Source organism: Synechococcus sp. H60.2, assembly GCF_047462315.1.
Classification (GTDB): domain Bacteria; phylum Cyanobacteriota; class Cyanobacteriia; order Thermostichales; family Thermostichaceae; genus Thermostichus.
This window is the reverse complement of the sequence record NZ_JANSIZ010000027.1, coordinates 1-15,026: the sequence shown is the minus strand read 5'-3', so window position 1 is coordinate 15,026 and position 15,026 is coordinate 1. Positions and strand designations below refer to the sequence as shown.

At 60.7% G+C, this 15,026-nt stretch carries 15 protein-coding genes and 1 pseudogene; 10 read left to right on the top strand and 6 right to left on the bottom strand.

Annotated features, from left to right (window positions below):
• The first annotated feature begins 346 nt into the window (after positions 1-346).
• The 4 genes from coaBC to NW845_RS06020 all read left to right on the top strand — a co-directional run bounded on the left by coaBC (position 347) and on the right by NW845_RS06020 (position 5,690).
• Complete coding sequence (gene coaBC, locus NW845_RS06035; protein ID WP_414372000.1) at positions 347-1,570, top strand: bifunctional phosphopantothenoylcysteine decarboxylase/phosphopantothenate--cysteine ligase CoaBC; 1,224 nt, start codon at positions 347-349, stop codon at positions 1,568-1,570.
• Positions 1,571-1,637: 67 nt separating this feature from the next.
• Complete coding sequence (locus tag NW845_RS06030) at positions 1,638-2,408, top strand: hypothetical protein (RefSeq protein ID WP_414364075.1); 771 nt, start codon at positions 1,638-1,640, stop codon at positions 2,406-2,408.
• Between the two features lie 258 nt (positions 2,409-2,666).
• Complete coding sequence (gene cax, locus NW845_RS06025; protein ID WP_414371998.1) at positions 2,667-3,785, top strand: calcium/proton exchanger; 1,119 nt, start codon at positions 2,667-2,669, stop codon at positions 3,783-3,785.
• Positions 3,786-3,971: 186 nt separating this feature from the next.
• Positions 3,972-5,690: a mechanosensitive ion channel family protein gene (locus tag NW845_RS06020; protein WP_414377475.1), complete on the top strand. Its 1,719-nt coding sequence runs from the start codon at positions 3,972-3,974 to the stop codon at positions 5,688-5,690.
• A gap of 36 nt (positions 5,691-5,726) precedes the next feature.
• Here NW845_RS06020 and NW845_RS06015 read toward each other — a convergent pair whose 3' ends face one another.
• From NW845_RS06015 to NW845_RS06000, 4 genes are all read right to left on the bottom strand, one after another.
• Positions 5,727-5,966 (bottom strand): DNA-directed RNA polymerase subunit omega, encoded by a 240-nt coding sequence (locus NW845_RS06015; protein ID WP_011429075.1) that lies wholly within the window; start codon positions 5,964-5,966, stop codon positions 5,727-5,729.
• Positions 5,967-6,074: 108 nt separating this feature from the next.
• The gene (locus NW845_RS06010) at positions 6,075-6,992 is read right to left on the bottom strand and encodes a cell division protein FtsX (protein WP_414377473.1); all 918 of its coding nucleotides are present in this window, start codon (positions 6,990-6,992) and stop codon (positions 6,075-6,077) included.
• A gap of 63 nt (positions 6,993-7,055) precedes the next feature.
• Entirely contained in the window at positions 7,056-7,904 is an 849-nt protein-coding gene (locus NW845_RS06005; protein ID WP_414364078.1) for a cell division ATP-binding protein FtsE, read from the bottom strand.
• Positions 7,905-7,946: 42 nt separating this feature from the next.
• Positions 7,947-8,696 (bottom strand): WecB/TagA/CpsF family glycosyltransferase, encoded by a 750-nt coding sequence (locus NW845_RS06000; RefSeq protein WP_414377470.1) that lies wholly within the window; start codon positions 8,694-8,696, stop codon positions 7,947-7,949.
• 104 nt (positions 8,697-8,800) lie between these two features.
• On the opposite strand from NW845_RS06000, the gene NW845_RS05995 reads away from it, so the two are divergent.
• Positions 8,801-9,727, top strand: a complete 927-nt coding sequence (locus NW845_RS05995; RefSeq protein ID WP_414364080.1) for an alpha/beta fold hydrolase — start codon at positions 8,801-8,803, stop codon at positions 9,725-9,727.
• A 78-nt stretch (positions 9,728-9,805) separates the two neighbouring features.
• On the opposite strand, the gene NW845_RS05990 is transcribed toward NW845_RS05995, so the two are convergent.
• On the bottom strand, positions 9,806-10,303 hold the full coding sequence (locus NW845_RS05990) for a pyridoxamine 5'-phosphate oxidase family protein (RefSeq protein WP_414377467.1): 498 nt from the start codon (positions 10,301-10,303) through the stop codon (positions 9,806-9,808).
• Positions 10,304-10,447: 144 nt separating this feature from the next.
• On the opposite strand from NW845_RS05990, the gene ilvA reads away from it, so the two are divergent.
• The 5 genes from ilvA (at position 10,448) to NW845_RS05965 (ending at position 14,171) form a co-directional block, all read left to right on the top strand.
• Positions 10,448-11,959, top strand: a complete 1,512-nt coding sequence (gene ilvA / locus NW845_RS05985) for a threonine ammonia-lyase, biosynthetic (RefSeq protein WP_414364082.1) — start codon at positions 10,448-10,450, stop codon at positions 11,957-11,959.
• Between the two features lie 101 nt (positions 11,960-12,060).
• Complete coding sequence (locus NW845_RS05980; RefSeq protein WP_414364083.1) at positions 12,061-12,282, top strand: high light inducible protein; 222 nt, start codon at positions 12,061-12,063, stop codon at positions 12,280-12,282.
• A 528-nt stretch (positions 12,283-12,810) separates the two neighbouring features.
• The gene (locus NW845_RS05975) at positions 12,811-13,101 is read left to right on the top strand and encodes a DNA adenine methylase (protein ID WP_414377464.1); all 291 of its coding nucleotides are present in this window, start codon (positions 12,811-12,813) and stop codon (positions 13,099-13,101) included.
• Positions 13,102-13,182: 81 nt separating this feature from the next.
• Complete coding sequence (locus tag NW845_RS05970; RefSeq protein ID WP_414364085.1) at positions 13,183-13,341, top strand: DUF559 domain-containing protein; 159 nt, start codon at positions 13,183-13,185, stop codon at positions 13,339-13,341.
• A gap of 257 nt (positions 13,342-13,598) precedes the next feature.
• Positions 13,599-14,171 carry a Uma2 family endonuclease gene (locus tag NW845_RS05965; protein ID WP_414377503.1) on the top strand — a complete coding sequence of 191 codons (573 nt, stop codon included), beginning with the start codon at positions 13,599-13,601 and terminating at the stop codon, positions 14,169-14,171.
• Between the two features lie 206 nt (positions 14,172-14,377).
• Here the strand turns inward: NW845_RS05965 and NW845_RS05960 are convergent.
• Positions 14,378-14,926: pseudogene (locus NW845_RS05960) on the bottom strand (zinc ribbon domain-containing protein); the annotation flags it as partial.
• Positions 14,927-15,026: the final 100 nt, after the last annotated feature.

Sequence of the window (15,026 nt, the reverse complement as noted above, 5' to 3'; positions counted from 1 at the left end):
AAGGACAACAGTTAGTGTAGCCAAAAACAAATAGCGATTGCAATAGAGTTGCCTTCAACTCTTTCTTATTAGAGGGGATAAGTTCGGCAACCGGAATGGGATCTGAAGAGGCGAGTGCGCAAAACAGCGGTAGTGAATTCCCTCTGCGGAACAGAACCTGTAGAGTCGAGGTCGGACTTTCGCAAAGAGGGGTTCTCCCCAGGCAAGCCATAGGCTCGTAAGTGCTGTTCTCAGCGGGCTTTGCAGCCCGAGCGCTAGCACCTTTGGGCGAGGGATTCCTGTTGGGTCACTGGTAGGAGGCAAAAGCAGGGAAACTGGAAACAAGGCTGTTTGAGTGTTCTCTGGTATGGATCCCTTCTGGTCGGGGCGGCGTCTGCTGGTTGGGGTGAGTGGGGGAATTGCTGCCTACAAAACGGCGGCTTTGGTATCTGCTCTGGCCCAGCAGGGGGCAGAGGTGAGGGTGGTTTTGACGAAAGCTGCAGAACAGTTTATCTCCCCGCTGACATTTGCCACCGTGTCTCGCCAGCCAGCTTTTACCGATGCTGAGTTTTGGCAAGCCACGCGGGGACGACCGCTGCACATCGAGCTGGGGGAATGGGCCGAAGCTTGTCTCATTGCCCCCTTATCGGCCAACACCTTGGGCAAGGTGGCCCAGGGGCTGGCGGACAATTTGCTCACCAATGTGGTTTTGGCTTGCCACTGTCCGGTGGCCCTGGCACCGGCCATGAATACTCACATGTGGAAGGCTGAAGCAGTGGCCGAGAATTGGCAGCGGCTGCAGCGGGATCCCCGCTTTTGGGCCTTGCCCACTGCCAGTGGCCGCCTGGCCTGTGATGCGGTGGGGGAAGGGCGTATGTTGGAGCCAGAGGCGCTGCAGGAGTATGTGCGGGCTCTGCTCTGGACAGGGGGAAAAAAAGACTGGCAGGGTAAGCGGCTATTGGTGACGGCGGGGGGAACGCGCGAGCCCATTGACGCGGTGCGTTTTATCGGCAACCCGGCCAGTGGGCGGATGGGGGTGGCGCTGGCAGTGGCAGCCGCCTGCCGGGGGGCCAACGTCACGCTGGTGCATGGGCCGCTGGGGATCTCCTTTGATCCAGCACCCTTCGCCATTCGGGCCGTGCCGGTGGAGACGGCAGCCCAACTGGAGAGAGTTTTGCAGGCGGAGTTTCCCCAGGCCGATCTCTTGTGGATGGCTGCCGCTGTGGGGGATGTGCGCCCTGCCCAGGTTTACGCGGGGAAGCTGCCAAAAGGCGAACTGCCCCAGATGCTGCCCTTAGAACCCGTCCCTGACCTGGTGGCAGCTTTGGCCCGCCACAGACGTGCTGGCCAGCGCCTCATCGGCTTTGCCGCCCAAAGTGGGGATCCCCTCCCCCCGGCCAAGGAGAAGCTGCAGCAGAAAGGGCTGGATGCCATTGTGGCTAACCCCATCGACCAACCGGACAGTGGCTTTGGCAGCAGCCACAACCAAGGCTACTGGATCCCGCGGCAGGGCAGCCCGGAACTGCTCCCGTTGACCACCAAACCGGCCCTGGCTCACCGGCTGCTGGATCTGGCCCTGCACCTGGGCTGACTTCCATACCGCGATAACGCTCCCGGCCAAAATCAGGTACCTTTGAGGCTAAGCGCAGAGGGATCCGATGGCGATCATCGTTTTGAAAGCCTGGTATTTGGATTCGGTGTTGTCTGCCTCCCAAGTTCAACAGCGAGCCCCTGACTTGCGCCTAAGCCGTACTGGCCTGCTGAAAACGGCGATGCGAGCCGATTTCCTCGACGATGTGGAGCAGGTGAAGGCCTCTGTCTGGTGGCAACGCTACTTGGAAGGGGAGCTGGTGGAGTTTTACATCGAGGGCAGCGGTGCCTATAGCATCTCCAACCTCGATCTGATCAGCCGCGAGATCTACTTCAACAAGCGGGCCACCCTGAACATGACGGAGCCGGCCATCTACTTCTGCGGCCAAGCGGATTATCCCGACTCCAGCGCCACGCTGCACCAAGCGTTGCAGGCGGTGGTGGAGACCATTAACCGCCATCACCAGCCGGTTCTGCCGCTGCAACTGCAGGGATCCCCGCCCGCTGACAGCGAGACACCTCTAATCGACGCAGCGCTGATTCGCAAGCTCAAGCATGCGCTGCTGGTGGTGGCCGATGTCACCCCGGTGCAGGTGAATGGCCGAGGGCGCCCCTTGCCCAGTCCCCAGGTCTGTCTGGAGTTGGGCTATGCCCTGCAAGCGAAGCGCCCCGAGCAACTGCTGCTGGTGCAACTGCCCCGGGACGGCATCGAGGGATCCTTCCCCTTCGGGGTGGAGGGCAGCAGCTTTTTGAAAATCGGCGATCCGCAGCGCCTGCTGGATCAACTGGAAGCTGAGATCCTCCGCCTGCTGCAGCGCCATCGAGTCATCTCCCTCTAATGGCAGCACCTACCCAAGCCTCCCTGGCAGCAGCTAGACTGCTTTGGAGGGCCGCCTGCCCTGTCCATCGACCTAAAGGCGGCTCTTGTCTTGGGCAGAGCCTTCTTTCCCCACAGTCAGACGGCTGCAGCCGCCGCCACACTTCGGAAACTCTCTATCAGCCTCTACTTCCCTGGAACTATGACCCTGGCCGATGCAAATTCTCTGGGTTCTCCGGATCGCTCTGCAGCAGGTTGGCAGAGAGGTTTGAACGGCCTGATGTTCCTGCTGCTGGCGGGAGTTCCTCTATCTTGGGTGGGGCACTTCCGAGGCTGGGATCCCAATTGGGTCTTCCTCTGTGCCGCTTTGGCAGTGGTGGCCTTGGCCAAGTTTATCGGTCAGGCCACGGAGGAAATCGCTGCCTTGACCGGGCCGACCATCGGGGGGCTGATCAACGCCACCTTTGGCAACGCCACCGAGCTAATCATTGGCCTGGTGGCGCTGCGGGCAGGGCTGGTGGAGGTGGTGAAAGCCTCGATCACCGGCTCGATCATCAGCAACCTGCTGCTGGTGGCCGGGCTGGCCATGTTTTTGGGCGGCATCAAGTTTCGCGAGCAAAGCTTTCGGCCCGAGGTGGCCCGCATGAACGCCTCGGTGATGAACCTGGCGGTGGTGGCCCTGATCTTGCCCAGCGTGGTGACCTATGCCGACGCCAACTTGGGAGCGCTCTCCATCCAAGAGCTCTCCACGGCGGTGGCCTTGGTGCTGATCGGGGTTTATGGCCTCACTTTGCTGTTTTCCCTCAAAACCCACAGCTACCTTTACACCATTCACGAGGCAGAAGCGGCAGAACATGAAGCCGCTGCCCGCCTTGCTCCCAATCCAGTTTTGCAGGCAGAAGGATCCATTCCCCAGGTGTTGACGGCCCCGCCCGAGCAGCCTGGGCTATGGCCTTGGGTGTTGGCCCTTTTGGGGCTGACGGTGTTGGTGGCTCTTGAGTCGGAGTTGCTGGTGGACACCTTGGAGGCTGCCCTAGAACGCTTGCACATGACACCGCTGTTTATGGGGGTGATCTTGTTGCCGATCATCGGCAATGCAGCCGAACATGCGACGGCAATCACGGTGGCCATGAAAGACAAGATGGATCTCTCCTTTTCAGTATCTCTGGGCTCGACGATGCAAATTGCCCTGTTCGTGGCGCCCCTGCTGGTGCTGGCCGGCGACCTGCTGGGCCAGCCGATGAACTTTAACTTCGGCACAGTGGAGCTGGTGGCGATCGCCGTCTCGGTGTTGCTGGTCAACTCCGTCAGCAGCGACGGCCGCTCCAACTGGCTGGAGGGGCTGTTGCTCTTGGCCACCTATGCCATTCTCGGCATTGCTTTCTTCTTCTTAGATTGATGGGAAGAACTTCAGCATCGGCTCATGCCGCACAATCTGCAAGCTTCAAGTAGATCGAGGCGGAGAACAGCGGGATCCCTGCTTTGGCCGCTCCTTTTCGGCACGTCCCTCGCCCTATCCCCGGCCATCGAGCCGGCATGGGGTCAGGAAACTTCTCAAAACAACGGCACCGCCTCCAACCGGCCTTTGCTCAACCCCTTACATGCTCTGGAAGAGCTGCGGCAGGCGCTCAGCCTGCCCACCGCCTCCATCCAAACGGAGGCCGTGACGCTGGATGGACGGCGGCTGTTTTTGGTCGCCGCACCGCAGGGGGATCCCGGCAGCGTGCCGCCGGTGTCGCAGCGGGCCCGCTCCATCGAACAAACCCTGCGCCAGTTGGCCCAGTCGGGCTTCGACCCAGAAACGTTGCAGGTGGAGGTCGTCCTCGACAGCCAAACCAACCAGCCGGTGATCCGGGTGAATGGGCGACATTTGATGACCATCACCTCTCTGGACGCTCAGCTTCAGGGCAGCCAGCCGATGGATTGGGCTGAACAGGTGGCGGGCATTGTCGAGGAGGCCCTGCGCACCTGGCAGCGGGAACGGCAGCCTCAATTTTTGCGCCGCCAAGCCCTGATAGCCCTCGCCATTCTGGCAGCAGCGGGGAGCCTGAGCCGGCTTTGTCAGCGAGAACGACGACGGCTGCAGCAAAAACGCGATGCCCTGCAGGCGGAGTACCAGGCCATCCAAGCAGAGGTGCAGGAGCGCCTCCAGGGGGAGCCGGGCGCGGATCCCGTCTTGGTTGAACAACAGGCAGGGCGCAAACGGCAGGCATCCTATTTGGAGCTGCACATTCGTCTGCTGCGCCTGGTGCAGGTTGGCCTGTGGACGGGCGGCGTTGGGGTGAGTTTGGGCCTTTTCCCCCAAACACGCCCCTTGCAAACGTTTCTCCTGGTCTCGCTGCGCGGCCCTCTGCTGCGCTTGGCAGGGGTGGGCCTGGCGACTTATGGCAGTGTTTGGCTGAGCAGCCTGCTGCTGGACGGCCTCTTCGCCGCCTTGCGCCAGGAGCAGTGGCAAAATGCCCCCACCTATCGCCTCAGCAAACGCCTCAGCACCTTTGCCAGTGTCTCCAAAGGAGTGACAGCCACCGCGCTGGTTTTGCTGGGATCCCTGGTCGGCTTGGCCTCAGTGGGGGTGAATATCGGCCCTTTGGTGGCCAGCCTGGGCTTCATCGGGCTGGGGATTTCCCTGGCTGCCCAGGATTTGATCAAAGACGTGATCAACGGGCTGTTGATTTTGCTGGAAGACCAATTTGCCGAAGGAGATGTGATCGTGGTGGACGGGCGGAGCGGCCTGGTGGAACACATGGATCTGCGGCTAACCCAGTTGCGCAACACCGAAGGCAGCCTGATCTCCATTCCCAACAGCGCCATTCGGGTGGTGGAGAACCTCTCCAACGGCTGGTCGCGGGTGGATTTGGGGATCGTGATCGCCTACGAAAACGACCTGGAACAGGCGATCCGCATCACCGAGCAGGTGGCGCTCCAGATGTACCGGGAGCCGGCTTGGCGGGACAAAATCCTCGAGCCCCCCGAGATGCACGGCGTCGATGACCTGGGGGAGCGGGGGATCACCCTGCGCATCTGGATCAAAGTGCAGCCCCTACAGCAGTGGCGGGTGGCGCGGGAATATCGCCGTCGCCTCAAGCATGCCTTCGACCAAGCCGGGATCCGGATTCCGTTTCCGCAACAAACCCTCTGGTTCCACAGCCCCTTGGAGATGCGCATCCAGGGCCTCAGCCCAGAGGAGACCCACCGCCTGCTGCGCCTGATGGAGTCGCGGCTCGAGGCCCGTCCACGGGAAAGAGATCCTGACCCAGAAGACCTCACAGACCAGGTTCCTGCCGAGGGTCTTCATCGCCCTTAGCCGCCTAGCCGGCCTGCAGTTGCGACAGGGCCAAAGCTACTCGTCGCCGATGATTTCCGGCTCGGTCAGTTCATCCGACATCTCGATGATGGCGCGGCGAATGGGCTTCATCCAGCCCTCTTCCACATCGTTGGGATCATCGTAGCGGCGACGCTTGGCCCGATTGGCCACCTGCACCGTGATGCGATAGCGGTTTTTGGAAGCGTTAATTAACGCCTCTACCCGACGCATCAGCTCGTCGTTGTCGATGCCCAAGTGAGGGTTGCGCAAGGTCATTGTCGGAGTCCTGCCTTGTCGGTTTTGTTACCAAGTAACCTTTTATCGTAGCAAACCTCTCGGCAGCTCATAAGGGCATCAGCCCGGCCCAGGGTGAGGGATCCCCGATCAAAACCAACGTCCCACCGACTTGCGCACCGCAATCAAGCTGCTGCTGGTGCCCAGAAAAACCCCCATCCCCAGCAACAGCGGCAGCAGAAACCAAAACTCTCCCTGGCCGGGATCGGCCTGCACTACCTTGAGGAAGGGCAGCGCAATCAACCGATCCAGCGCCTCCTGCAGCAACTGTCGGGATCCCAGAACCAAGCCCCAAGCCCCTAGCGCGCTGACTACCCCGAACAGGCAGCCCTGCAAAATAAAGGGCAAGTAAATCCAGGTCGCCGTCGCCCCCACCAGTTGCATCACCTCAATCTCCCGGCGCCGCGCCATGACAACCAGGCGAATGGTGGTGGTGATCACAGCCACTGCTGTCAGGGCCAACACCCCGGTGATACTCAGGGATCCCAGACGTAGCACCTCCTGGATTTGGGCCAGTTGCTCCACAATGCGGCTGCCGTAGTACACCTCGTCTACCCCTTCCAATTGGCGAATCTGTGCCGCCACCTCCCCCAGGGCTCCGGCAGAATCGGCTTTGACCCGCAGGGCATCCACCAAAGGGTTCTCCCCCAACTGAGTCTCCAGGGTCGCCTCATCCTGGATCCCCATCTCCAGCAAAAGGTCGCGCCAAGCTTGCTCTTTGGTGATGACCCTCACCTCCGCCACATGAGGCAGTTGGGCAACTTGGGGTTGCAAATCCACCCCCCGGCCTTCCGGCTCTAGATAGACGGAGATCTCCAGTTGCCCCCCCAGAGACTGGACTGTTGCATCCACCCCCCAAGACAGCTCAACGCCGATTCCCACCAGAAACAGCAACACCAACAGGGTGCTCACCGCCGCCCAGTTTAGCCAGCCTCCCCGCCGCAACCCCAAAAAAGTTTCCTGCAGGAGGTAGCGGATTTTGTTGAGAAATCGGGAGAGAGATTGCATGCTGTTTACCGCCCAACACTGCCAGTAAACCCAATCTTCAGGATTCCCACCCTATGCAGCGCCTCAGCGCAGATCATACAGGCGTCCTCCTTCCAGGCGCACCACCCGGTGACCCGCCCGCTCCACCAGATAGGGGTCGTGGCTGGTCATGAGGATCGTCACGCCAAAGGAATTGAGCCGCTCCAGGATCTGCAGAACCAAGAGCGAGTTTTCCCGATCCAGATTTCCCGTTGGCTCGTCTGCCAGCAACAAGACGGGCATGTTGACAATGGCGCGGGCCAAGCTGAGGCGCTGTTGCTCCCCTCCCGAAAGCTCGTGGGGGAAGTGATCCCGCTTCTCAGTCAGCCCCACCATCTTCAAAGTTGGCCCCAGGCGGCGGTGGATCTCTGCTGGGGAAAGTCCCTGGGCCCGCAGCACAAAGGCCACATTTTCCGCCAGGGTGCGATTGGCCAAGAGGCGATAGTCTTGAAAAACCACCCCCAAGCGCCGCCGCAACATTGCCAGAGGGCGGGGCGGGATGCAGTAGGGCCGCCGCCGACCTTCCGAAGAAAACAGACACACCTGATCCACTATCACCGTGCCCTCGGTGGCCTGTTCGGCCCCGTAGAGCAGCCGTAGCAGGGTGGACTTGCCTGCCCCCGACACTCCGGTTACGAACACAAACTCGCCGCGGCGCACCTCTAGGTTCACATCTCGGAAAACCCAGTTGCCGTTGGGAAAGACCTTGCTCACCCCCTGCAACGACACCATGCTCTCAGCGCTACCTGGGGCCGGCAGGGATCCGGGCTGGGGCTTGGGGTAGAGGCCCAAGGTGGTTTCTGGGTCGGTTGGGGCGGGGAGGGAGGGGTTGGGGGTTGTACCAGCCCAAGGGTGAAGGCGAGGAGCGTAGCCAGTGTGCTGACCAAGCATCATGGTAAAACGCTTAGACAGAAGAGAACGAGTGGAGCTGCCAGGCTAGGAGCGCGAGGGAGAAGAGGGATCCCACAGCACCCGCCAGGCAAACCTGGGCAAAGCCAACATGCGTCGCCAGCGCCAGGGTTCCTGATAGAGACGATACAACCATTCCAGGTGATGGTCACGCCACCAGCGGGGGGCCCGTCGTTTTTGCCCAGCCCAAATGTCGAAGCTGCCCCCCACCCCCATCCAGATGGCCTGGGGCAGAAGGGCCCGCCGCTGGCAGATCCACAGCTCCTGTCGCGGGGATCCCAGCCCCACCCACACCAGTTGGGGTTGAATTTTTTGGAGAGCTTGCAGCAGTTTTTCCTCTTCGGCGCCAGAGAAGTAGCCGTGATGGCCCCAAATGGACAGAGAGGGAAAGCGAGCTTGCCACTGCTGAACCGCTGCCCGGTTGACTTCCGGCCTTCCTCCCACCAAGGCCAAGCGCCACCTCCGTTCTGCTGCTCGCGAGATCAAAGCTTCAGCCAACTCGATCCCTGGCACCCGCTGGACACGGATCCCCTGCCGCCGCAAGGCCCACACCACCCCAATGCCGTCTGGGATCACCAGCTCAGCCTCCTGCAGCACTTGGGCAAAGGCCGGATCCTGCTGCGCCTGCATGATCATCTCCGGGTTGCAGGTGACCACCTGGGCACCCTGGCCCTGGTTGATGCGGGCTTCAATCCAGGCGGTATAGCTCTGCAGATGAGCTTCCGGCAGGGCTAGGTGCAGGTTGACGCCCAAAAGGGGGTAAGTTACCAATGACATTGCCACAGGCCTAGGGAGAGAACTTGCTTCCCCATCCAAATTGTGCCAACAAAAAAGAGCGCCATCCTTCGGGGTGAGACCAAAAACACCGGCCAGGGATCCCCATGCTCTCCGAACAGCCTTCTCCAAGCGTCTTGGCCCCCCGCGAGGGGCGCTGGCTCTGGCAGGGCCAGTCCATCCGCTACCAACAGGCGGGATCCGCTGGCCCAGCAGTGGTGCTTATCCACGGTTTTGGGGCCAGCAGTGACCACTGGCGGAAAAATTTGCCGGAGCTGGGGCGGCACTGCCGCGTGTACGCCCTGGATCTGCTGGGGTTTGGGGGATCCGCCAAGCCCTTGCCAGGATCCCCTTTCCCCTACACCTTTGAAACCTGGGGCGCCCAGGTGGCCGATTTTGGGCGGGAGGTGGTGGGGGAGCCAGCTTATCTAGTGGGCAACTCCATTGGTTGCATTGTGGCCTTGCAGGCGGCTGTTTTGCAGCCAGGCCAGGTCTTGGGGGTGGCGATGTTGGATCCCTCGCTGCGGCTGTTGCACGAGCGCAAGCGTCGCCAGATCTCTTGGCTGCGCCGCCGAACCACTCCCCTCATCCAGTCCTTGCTAGGGTGGCCCCCTTTTGGGCGGTTTTTCTTTGCCCAAATAGCCCAGCCCCGGGCCATTCGCAACATCCTCCTCCAAGCCTATGGGCGCAAGGAGGCGGTTACGGAAGACCTGGTGCAGCTTTTGCTGCGACCGGCCCTCGATCCGGGGGCGGCAGAGGTTTTCTTGGCCTTTGTGCGCTACTCCCAGGGGCCCTTGGCCGAAGATCTCCTGCCCCAGGTCACCTGCCCCGTCCTCATCCTCTGGGGAGAGGCGGATCCCTGGGAGCCCATTGCTCTAGGGCGGGCCTTGGCCGAGTTCCCCTGCGTGGTGGGGTTCATCCCCCTGCCGGGAGTTGGCCACTGCCCCCAAGACGAGGCCCCAGAGCTGGTCAACCCACTGCTGCTGGCTTGGATCCGGGATCCCACCCGAAAACCTGAGCTCAGGATCCCCTAGCAGCGCCTCTCTCCCAGAGGAGGGAAGTTGGAATTGGCCTAACTTTTCTCGCAAGGGGGGAGGTCTGGGTTCTCCCGCCTAAGAGCGACCGAGGTGCTCCAGTTGCTCCAGGTTGGGGCCGCTCAGCCGGAAGGCCTGGCCAAACCCCTGAATGAAGCTGCCGCCAGTGGGGGTGATCTGGCAGAAGTGGAAGTCCGCTAGGCCGAGGATCATCTCGGCTATCTCGTACTTGGCACGATAAAGAGCCTCGAACCCCTTGGCTTGGGCTTCCTCGCGGCTGAGGAACTGGGCTTTTCCGCTCACCATCACCCGCGGCAAAGCGTGGTTGCTGCGGGGATCCCCCGCCGTGGGCGGCTCGTGGATGAGCAGGCTGGCTCGCGGATCCGCCCGCAAAGCCTGGGTGTGGGCAGAAAGGTCGCTGATGACAATGGCAAAGCGCAAGGGATCCCACTGCACCACAAAGGGCACCAACGACACTGCTGGGGAGCCCTGATCCAGCACTGCTAAGCTGGCCACCGGCTGGCCCTCCAGCAGCGCCTTCAACTTTTCCTGCACCGACATCGCTTTTTCTCCCATTGCCCCTGCTATTATCCCCAAGCCCCCCTCGCTTGAGAAGGGCTGGATCCCTGGGATAATATCCATTGCCCGTTTGAGCAGCCCGCACCACCGGGAGCAACATTTTTCGACCTTTTTCAACCCTATCGACGTCGATACATCCCAATGTATTGTGACTATCTTGTTCAGATCCTCACGGCTCGCGTTTACGACGTCGCCCAAGAAACCCCCCTGGAGCCGGCTTTTAACCTCTCCCGCCGCCTGAACAACCAGGTCTGGCTCAAGCGGGAAGATCTGCAGCCGGTTTTCTCCTTCAAGCTGCGGGGGGCCTACAACAAGATGGCCCACCTACCCTCGGAGCAACTGGCCCAAGGAGTCATCGCTGCTTCTGCCGGCAACCACGCCCAAGGAGTGGCCCTGGCAGCGCAGCGACTGGGCACCCACGCGGTCATTGTGATGCCCGTCACCACCCCCCAGGTGAAGATAGAGGCGGTGCGGGCGCGGGGGGCCCAGGTGGTCTTGCACGGCGACACCTTCGACGACGCCTACGCCTACGCGCGGCAACTGGAAGCTGAAAAGAGCTTGACCTTCATCCATCCCTTCGACGATCCCTTGGTGATTGCCGGCCAGGGCACCATCGGCATGGAGATCCTGCGCCAGTATCAACAGCCCATCCACGCCATCTTCGTCGCCGTTGGCGGGGGCGGCCTGATCTCGGGCATCGCCGCCTACGTCAAGCGCCTGCGCCCGGAGATCAAAATCATCGGGGTAGAACCACTGGACGCCGACGCCATGTACCGCTCCCTACGAGCTGGCCGAAGGGTGCGCCTCTCCCAGGTAGGCCTGTTTGCTGATGGGGTGGCGGTGCGAGAGGTGGGGGAAGAAACCTTCCGCCTCTGTCAGCAGTACGTGGACGAGATCCTCTTGGTGAGCACCGACGACACCTGTGCCGCCATCAAGGATGTCTTTGAAGATACCCGCTCTATTTTGGAGCCCGCCGGCGCCTTGGCCATTGCCGGCCTCAAAGCCTACGTCAGCCGCACCGGCATCCAGGGACAGACCCTGGTGGCGGTGGCCAGCGGGGCCAATATGAACTTCGACCGCCTGCGCTTTGTGGCCGAGCGAGCCGAGATCGGCGAACAGCGGGAGGCCATTTTCGCCGTCACCATCCCCGAAGAGCGGGGCAGCTTGCGCCGGTTCTGCGCCCACATCGGCCAGCGCAACCTCACCGAGTTCAACTACCGCATCGCCGATACCCAAGAAGCTCACATCTTTGTCGGCCTACAGGTGCGGGATCGGGCCGATGCCCAGGCAGCGGCCCTGGATCTGGAGCGGGCTGGCTTTAAGACCTTGGATCTCACCGACGACGAGCTGGCCAAGCTGCATCTACGCCACATGGTGGGGGGGCGCTCCCCCTTGGCCGAGAACGAGCTGCTCTACCGCTTCGAGTTCCCGGAGCGGCCCGGGGCCCTAATGCAGTTCTTGTCTTGCATGAGCCCCAACTGGAACATCAGCCTCTTTCACTACCGCAACAACGGCGCCGACTACGGTCGCGTCCTCATCGGCATGCAAGTGCCCAGCTGGGAAATGCCCGCCTGGCAGCGCTTTCTGGATACCCTGAACTATCGCTACTGGGACGAAAGCCGCAATCCGGCCTACAAGCTCTTCCTGGCCTAGTCAGTGTCGGCTTATTGCGGGGGTGAACAAAGTTGTAAACAAAACTTTACAATCTTATGTGGAGCGCGCTACGCTGGTAGAGAAAGAGCAAGGAGAATCCTATGAGCAAATATCGCTCCGTCGTAGTTGAAGAAGGTGGCCGTCTCAACAACTACGCCATTGAGCCGGAGATGTACGTGGACACTGTTCCGCGGGTGGGCTTCACCGACTATGCAGAGCGCTTGAACGGGCGTTTGGCGATGATCGGCTTTGTTGCCCTAATCCTTTTTGAAGCCTTATCCGGAACTACTCTCATCGGCTGGCTGCAGTCCTTGGGGCAGTAGGAGAGGGGAAGGCAAGCCGTGGCCTGGGGAATCCGGGGTAGCCAACCTGGGAGTACAGCCTTTTGCGTGAACAAGCCTTTCCTTGGCTGACTTTGCACACAGAGGGATAGCTTGGTAGCCCTGTACTCAGCGCTCCGCGCCGCTGACGCGAGTAGTGCGGGGCGGAAAAGCCCGCCAGCGACTTTAGTTGCTCATCAATAATAGTGTAGTTGTCACCGGGGTGTACTGTTCCCAGGCGCGCCCCTAAGACGGTGAAAAACCCGACCAGTGGCAAGCGTCCGGAAGATACTAACGTCTGAGCTAAGCTGCAAGGACTCCGTCGCGCTGACGCGAACAGAAAAGCCAGCAGAACCTTGGGGCTTTGCCTCAAGGAATTCTCTAGAGGCGTCTTGACAGCGCTTTTATGAGTTTGTTTTTGAACGGCGTAAGAATCCCCTGCCTTTAGGTGGTGGGAGTGTCAGCGCGCATTGAAAAGACAAGGGCGGCAAAACCAAGCAGGTGGTACCGGGCCTGGTTTCTTGGGACGCTGTGAGCGATCCCAAGTCCGGCGTTCTGGAGGCGACCCAACGGCAGATTGGCCGCTGTTTGGCCTGGGATCGCGGTGAGGAGCCGCCCACAGATCCCCAGGCCATCAGGGAGTCTACTGCTAAGTACGCGCCGCCAGTTTACGACCCCTTTGCTGGCGGGGGAGCGATCCCGCTGGAGGTGCAGCGGTTGGGGCTCAAGGCTTATGCCAGTGACTCAAACCCGGTGGCCGTTCTCATCAATAAAGCTCTGATTGAAATTCCACCGCGATTTTCAGGACAGGCTACCGGTTAGCGCCCTCACCCCCAACCTCCTCTTCCACAAGGCGAGGGGGAGTCAGAGAAATGGAAAGTTCCTCCAGCAATTTAGAAGAAGATGCAGGAGGTGGCTCGACAACTGCGGCGGGAATCTACACCTTCTGAGGGGATTTTGTGGGAAGCGCTGTGTAATCGCAAGTTGGAGGGGCGCAAATTTCGGCGGCAGCAACCGATCGGCACATTCGTGGTCAATTTTTCTGCAAGGAAGAGGCTTTGATTGTAGAGGTCGATGGCCAATCCACAGGCACCAAAAAGATTTGGATCGCCAACGAGAGGAACTGCTGGAAAGCCTAGGACTGCGCTTTGTGCGCCTGAGTAGCCACTTGGTAGAAACCAATCTCCCCGTAGCCCTGGATCGAATCCGCACTGCCTTCCTCCCCTCTCCCTCTGGGAGAGGGGTTGGGGGTGAGGGATCCAAAAGACTACAATAGCGCCAGCCCATCCTCAAATCCTCTGAACGGGATCCCTCAAGCCGTGATCTCCCTCAACTTACGGCCCAGCCTGGAGTTGACCGATGAAGTTTTTGAACAGATTTGCCGGCAGAACCCTGAGCTGCGCTTGGAGCGCACCGCCCAAGGGGAGCTAGTTGCCATGGCCCCTGTTGGCAGCGATAGCAGTCGCCAAAACCTGAGCCTCAGCGCCCAACTCTGGCAATGGAACCGCCAAACCCAGCGTGGCGTGGCCTTCGACGCTTCTGCCGGCTTTGCCCTCCCCAATGGGGCCATTCGCTCTCCCGATGCCGCCTGGATTACCAAGGAGCGCTGGCAGCAGCTTACTCCAGAGCAGCGCCGCCGCTTTGCACCCCTTTGTCCAGATTTTGTCCTGGAATTGCGCTCCCCTTCCGACGACCTGGCCGCTTTGCAGGCCAAGCTGCAGGAGTACCTCGAAAACGGATCCCAACTGGGCTGGCTGATTGACCCGGAAAGCCAGCGAGTTTACGTCTATCGCCCCGCTCAGCCCGTCCAAGTCCTGGAGCGCCCAGCTTACCTCGAAGGGGATCCCGTCCTCCCTGGCTTTGTTGCCGATCTCAGCTTAGTTTGGGAATAATCTGCCCCGAGTTGCCCTCTTTTCCCACCTGCCCCTTCTTGCAGCCTTTGACCGGTGGCTATCAGCAACCACGAACGTAAACTTCCCCCGACTTCAGCCGGGGGCTTAGGGACTCCGTCTCGCTGACGCGAACAGTAGCCCTGTAGTTGGCCTGCCAACCCCAAACCCCCCTCTGTCCCCCCGTATACGGGGGGATGTAGGGGAGCAGGCCGGTTTACAGCAGCCCCCAAAAGCGCAATTACAAAGGACTCCGTCCCGCTAACGCGAGTGGTAAAATCTGCATCCCCTTCCCAACCACAGGCCGGGTTCACACAACGAAAACGCTTCCCTTCCCACTGGCCAAGCCACAAGCACCGGTGGCAGATCTGCGAAGTGTAGGCAGGCAGAACCACCGCAACCTTGACTCCTGCTCTTACTGCCTTGTAGTGCAAAAATTGCCTCAACGGGTAGAACGCCCAACCGTTCAACCGCCGCCGCTCTGTCTTGTTGCGGGACTGTTGGTTGACACGTTCCCGCTCGCGCCAGCGGGCCGGAGGCCTCATCCCAGTCAAGTCTTCCAAGGCAATGGTGCTACAGGTAGCTCTGGCCCCAGAAACAATCGCTTTAGAGATGCAGTGATTCACCCAGGTTGGAAAGCGCCCCTCCCTACCAGACAGCCGTTGCAGCAGTTGCCGACACCTGCGCCGAGAACTGCGTGTGCCCTGACTGACCTTGCGTTGAAGAGCCGCTGTCAACCAGGAGTAGTGGTCTCCTACAGCCTGTTTAAAGTGGGGTACAGGTTGCAAGAGGAAGGAGAGGAAGAGATGCCAACCCATTCTTTGGATCTACGGCAAAGAGTTGTAACAGCTTATCAGG

Bases quoted from the DNA above. Each gene is read 5' to 3' on its own strand.
- NW845_RS06015 (WP_011429075.1), bottom strand. From the start codon at position 5,966: ATGACCTTGCGCAACCCTCACTTGGGCATCGACAACGACGAGCTGATG.
- NW845_RS05995 (WP_414364080.1), top strand. From the start codon at position 8,801: ATGCTCTCCGAACAGCCTTCTCCAAGCGTCTTGGCCCCCCGCGAGGGG.
- NW845_RS06000 (WP_414377470.1), bottom strand. From the start codon at position 8,696: ATGTCATTGGTAACTTACCCCCTTTTGGGCGTCAACCTGCACCTAGCC.
- NW845_RS05980 (WP_414364083.1), top strand. From the start codon at position 12,061: ATGAGCAAATATCGCTCCGTCGTAGTTGAAGAAGGTGGCCGTCTCAAC.
- NW845_RS05970 (WP_414364085.1), top strand. From the start codon at position 13,183: ATGCAGGAGGTGGCTCGACAACTGCGGCGGGAATCTACACCTTCTGAG.
- coaBC (WP_414372000.1), top strand. From the start codon at position 347: ATGGATCCCTTCTGGTCGGGGCGGCGTCTGCTGGTTGGGGTGAGTGGG.
- NW845_RS05990 (WP_414377467.1), bottom strand. From the start codon at position 10,303: ATGGGAGAAAAAGCGATGTCGGTGCAGGAAAAGTTGAAGGCGCTGCTG.
- NW845_RS06030 (WP_414364075.1), top strand. From the start codon at position 1,638: ATGGCGATCATCGTTTTGAAAGCCTGGTATTTGGATTCGGTGTTGTCT.
- NW845_RS06010 (WP_414377473.1), bottom strand. From the start codon at position 6,992: ATGCAATCTCTCTCCCGATTTCTCAACAAAATCCGCTACCTCCTGCAG.
- NW845_RS06005 (WP_414364078.1), bottom strand. From the start codon at position 7,904: ATGATGCTTGGTCAGCACACTGGCTACGCTCCTCGCCTTCACCCTTGG.
- cax (WP_414371998.1), top strand. From the start codon at position 2,667: ATGTTCCTGCTGCTGGCGGGAGTTCCTCTATCTTGGGTGGGGCACTTC.
- ilvA (WP_414364082.1), top strand. From the start codon at position 10,448: ATGTATTGTGACTATCTTGTTCAGATCCTCACGGCTCGCGTTTACGAC.